We start from the raw sequence: 4,098 nt of genomic DNA on the forward strand, positions 1-4,098 counted from the left end.
TCTGATGAAAACTGCTATAAAGATAACTAACTAATTAACTTAAAACTTACATCTGATAACTGATAACTGATAACTGATAACTGATAACTGATAACTGATAACTGATAACTGATAACTGATAACTGATAACTGATAACTGACTCCTATACTCTAAGTGCTAATTGTTCGCAGTAAAGAGAGAGCATTTCGGGGATAACTTGATTGAGATTGCCAGCGCCGAGGAACAGAGCTAGATCCCCTGGTTGGAGAATTTCTAGCAGGAATTGACCTAAAGAACTCAATTCGGGGTGATAGTAGGCATTTTTATGGTGTTTTCTCACCTGTTCGGCCACTTGCTGCCCGGTGACGTGATTGATATTCACTTCCCCAGCACTATAAATATCCGTTAACACTACCACATCGGCGGAACTGAAAGCGGAGCCGAATTCCTCTAAAAAGGCAGTGGTGCGACTGTAGCGATGGGGTTGGAAAATAGCGATCGAACGTTGGTACTGTTTGCCTTCTACCTTCAATTTTGCCGCCGCTAAAGTAGCCAACAATTCGCTAGGATGGTGGGCATAATCATCGATAAAAGTAATGCCGTTTGCCTCTCCCTTGTGTTCAAAACGGCGTTTTGCCCCGGCAAAAGTAGCGATCGCATCGGCAATAACGGCAAATTCTAAACCGAGATAACGTCCGATAGCAACCACTGCCAAAGCATTACTAATATTATGTTGCCCGGGGATTTTCACTTCCATTTGTCCCAAATAACTACCTTTTTCCCAGACGGAAGCTTTCATCATTCCCTGTTCATAGATAATCTCGCTGACGGTGTAATCCGCACCTTTTTCGGGATCGAGACTATAACTAATCGTGGGACAGAAATGCTCGGCGATCGTGTCACAATCTAAACAAGCGACTAAAATCTGGCACTGATTAGCGAATTCATGGAAAGTGTCGATAACTTCGCTTAAATTATGGTAATGATCCGGGTGATCTAGCTCAATATTAGTGATTACGCCGATTTTCGGGGCGTGCTTGGTTAGGGAACCATCGGACTCATCGGCCTCAGCTACTAAAAAACGACCTTGACCAAGACGAGCGTTACCTTCCCAAGCGTCCACCTCACCACCGACAATGATCGTGGGGTCTAATCCCGCTTCCAGGAGAACGTAACCGATTAGGCTGCTAGTGGTGGTTTTTCCGTGGGTTCCAGCGACGGCGATACTGTCGTAATCGGCGATTAAAGCCGCTAAAACGTCGCTACGGTGAAAAATTGGGTATCCTAAGTCTCTGGCCGCTTGATATTCTTTGTTATGGTCATTAATCGCCGTGGAGCAGATTACTTGCGGAACTGTTTGGCTACTGTTTTGCGGGCCCGGAGAATGAAATAAAGCTAAATTATTTGCCTCTTGACGGTGGAAAATCTGCGCTCCCGCTCCCTGTAGACGTTGGGTGATATGAGTAGGACGTAAATCCGAGCCAGACACAGGTAAATTGCGCTTGGCTAAGATATAAGCGAGGGCTGACATCCCAATACCGCCAATACCGATGAAATGGAAAGGTTGGCCGTTAAAATTAACTTTTTTCACTGTTTTCACTCCTCAAACCCACGATTATATAAGTTTTAAACTCGATCGGTAGTAAAGTCAACTTCATGATAGGAGCATTTGAGCAGAATTCCAAAATGTTGCCCAGTTGCCTTGCAAAATCCTTGACGCAGAATTAAATTTTTTTCTCCCAATTCCTTTTTTTGGGGAGTGGGAAGTGGGGTGTAGGGTGTGGGGTGTGGGGTGTGGGGTGTTTTGCCGCAGACCCTATTTAGGCTAATTTTGGCTTTAAATCGCTTTAATAAATTAAATTTGCTCATTTAAACCCGATAAGATTGGTGAGCTAATAAATTATTTTCGATCGGGATCGCAAAGTTCAACCTTTAAGGTATGATTGGGAACATTAATTATTTTTTTATGTATTGCACTAAAACGTAGAGGGCAAGCAGCAGTGATTAGAGTAGCGATCAATGGTTTCGGACGGATTGGACGTAATTTCCTAAGATGTTGGTTAGGACGGACTGATAGTGGCTTGGAGGTAGTGGGGATCAATGATACATCCGATCCCCGAAGTAACGCTCACCTGCTCAAATATGACTCGATGTTAGGCAAACTTAACGCTGATATCGATGCCGATGATAATTCTTTAATTGTTAACGGTAAAACCATTAAATGTTATTCCGATCGCAATCCCCTCAATCTGCCCTGGGCAGAATGGGGTGTAGATCTAGTGATCGAAGCTACCGGTGTTTTCGTCGATGAAGAGGGCGCTTCTAAGCATATTGTCGCAGGAGCTAAAAAAGTCCTCATTACCGCACCGGGTAAAGGTTCGGGTGTGGGAACCTATGTCGTCGGTGTCAACGCTCACGAATACGAACACGATAAATACAATGTCATCAGCAATGCCAGTTGTACCACCAACTGTCTTGCTCCTGTCGTCAAAGTGATTCACGAAAACTTCGGCATCATCAAAGGGACGATGACCACCACCCACAGTTACACTGGTGATCAACGCATTCTCGATGCTAGTCACCGGGATCTCCGTCGCGCTCGCGCCGCTGCCGTTAACATCGTTCCCACCTCCACCGGTGCTGCCAAAGCTGTAGCCTTAGTTATCCCCGAAATGAAAGGGAAACTTAACGGTATCGCCCTGCGTGTACCCACTCCTAATGTTTCTGTAGTGGATTTAGTCGCGCAAGTGGAAAAAAGCACGATCGCGGAACAGGTAAACGAAGTTCTCAAAGAAGCTGCGGAAAATTCTTTGAAAGGAATTCTCGAATATAATGATTTACCCCTCGTTTCCTCTGATTATCGCGGTGTTGATGCCTCCTCGATCATCGATGCTAGTCTAACGATGGTGATGGGTGGCGATATGGTGAAAGTTATCGCTTGGTACGATAACGAATGGGGTTACTCCCAACGCGTGGTTGATCTCGCTGAAGTCGTCGCCAGCAAGTGGAAAGGCTAAATCAGTTATCAGTAAACAGTAATCAGTGAACAGTGGGCGTTAATTAGGAGTCAGGAGTGGTTAGTGGCTAGTGATAACTGATAACTGACTAACTGATAACTGACTAACTGATAACTGTTAACTGATAAGTGACAAATTCTCACTGAAAAAGCGCCGATAGATTCCCTCTGTCACCAATTGAGCGGTGATGAGGTTAGCTAGGGCAATCATAAACAGGATCAGTATCTGGTAGGAAGCGGCGTTTAAAGGTTCACTTCCTGCCAATACCTGTCCGGTGAACATTCCGGGTAAACTGACTAAACCCACCACCATCATCTGATTGAGGGTGGGGATTAAACTAGCTCGAATCGCTTCTTTTTGATAACCTGCGATCGCTTGTTGAGGGGTTGCCCCCAAACAAAGATGGGTTTCGATTTCTAAACGGTGACTTTTAATCGCACTGCTTAATCTTTCCCCGGCTAAAGAGGCACTATTCATCGCTTGCCCTAACACCATCCCCGTCAAGGGAATTAAGTATTGGGGTGAGTACCATTGTTCTGGTTGAATAATTAAAGCGATGGCATAACCTAAAGTTAAACAGCTACTAATCAATAAAGAGCCGAAAACTAGCGGTAATAAGCCTTTATCCCGGCTATCAATGCGATTTTTAGCAACAATAGTCGCAATAGTCATCATCACTGCCAAAATCCCCAGCACTGCCAGAGGATTATCCAGGGAAAAAATAACGGCGATAACGTAGCCTACCACTAATAATTGCAGGATCGATCGACCGGTCGCTAATAATAATTGTCCCTCTAGAGCTAAATTTGACCAACGGGAGAGGAGTAAACAAATACCCATCATCCCCAAAGCCCAACCCAAATCCACCAGATTTAGTTCTACTAATCCATCCATAAAAATAAAAGAAACAAATTACAAGGATACTTCATCTATAAATAGCAAGTTTATAATTATTTTTGACTAATTAGGGTCTGCTGAATAAATCTAAAAACCTTGTTGGGTAAGACTTTTAGACTTTTTGTCAATCAAAAAGTACCAGGCCTGGGAGTGATCAGGGGGAAAATTCAGGTACTTTTTCCCTGAAAATTAGGTAGTTGACCA

Annotated in this window: 4 protein-coding genes; 1 reads left to right on the plus strand and 3 read right to left on the minus strand. The window is 44.0% G+C overall.

The genetic code is table 11. From position 1 onward, the window contains the following. Positions 1-143: 143 nt before the first annotated feature. Together murC and IM322_RS19535 are read right to left on the minus strand one after the other, a co-directional pair. Complete coding sequence (murC, locus tag IM322_RS19530; protein ID WP_287675670.1) at positions 144-1,571, minus strand: UDP-N-acetylmuramate--L-alanine ligase; 1,428 nt, start codon at positions 1,569-1,571, stop codon at positions 144-146. A gap of 35 nt (positions 1,572-1,606) precedes the next feature. Further along, entirely contained in the window at positions 1,607-1,849 is a 243-nt protein-coding gene (locus IM322_RS19535) for a hypothetical protein (RefSeq protein ID WP_287675669.1), read from the minus strand. 131 nt (positions 1,850-1,980) lie between these two features. On the opposite strand from IM322_RS19535, the gene IM322_RS19540 reads away from it, so the two are divergent. Then, positions 1,981-2,997, plus strand: coding sequence for a type I glyceraldehyde-3-phosphate dehydrogenase (locus tag IM322_RS19540; protein ID WP_286824034.1), 1,017 nt, complete (start codon positions 1,981-1,983; stop codon positions 2,995-2,997). Between the two features lie 117 nt (positions 2,998-3,114). Here IM322_RS19540 and IM322_RS19545 read toward each other — a convergent pair whose 3' ends face one another. Continuing rightward, positions 3,115-3,891 carry an ABC transporter permease gene (locus IM322_RS19545; protein WP_287675668.1) on the minus strand — a complete coding sequence of 259 codons (777 nt, stop codon included), beginning with the start codon at positions 3,889-3,891 and terminating at the stop codon, positions 3,115-3,117. Positions 3,892-4,098: the final 207 nt, after the last annotated feature.

Origin of the sequence: Microcystis sp. M109S1, from assembly GCF_020247025.1 — a bacterium.
Taxonomy (GTDB): Bacteria; Cyanobacteriota; Cyanobacteriia; order Cyanobacteriales; family Microcystaceae; genus Microcystis.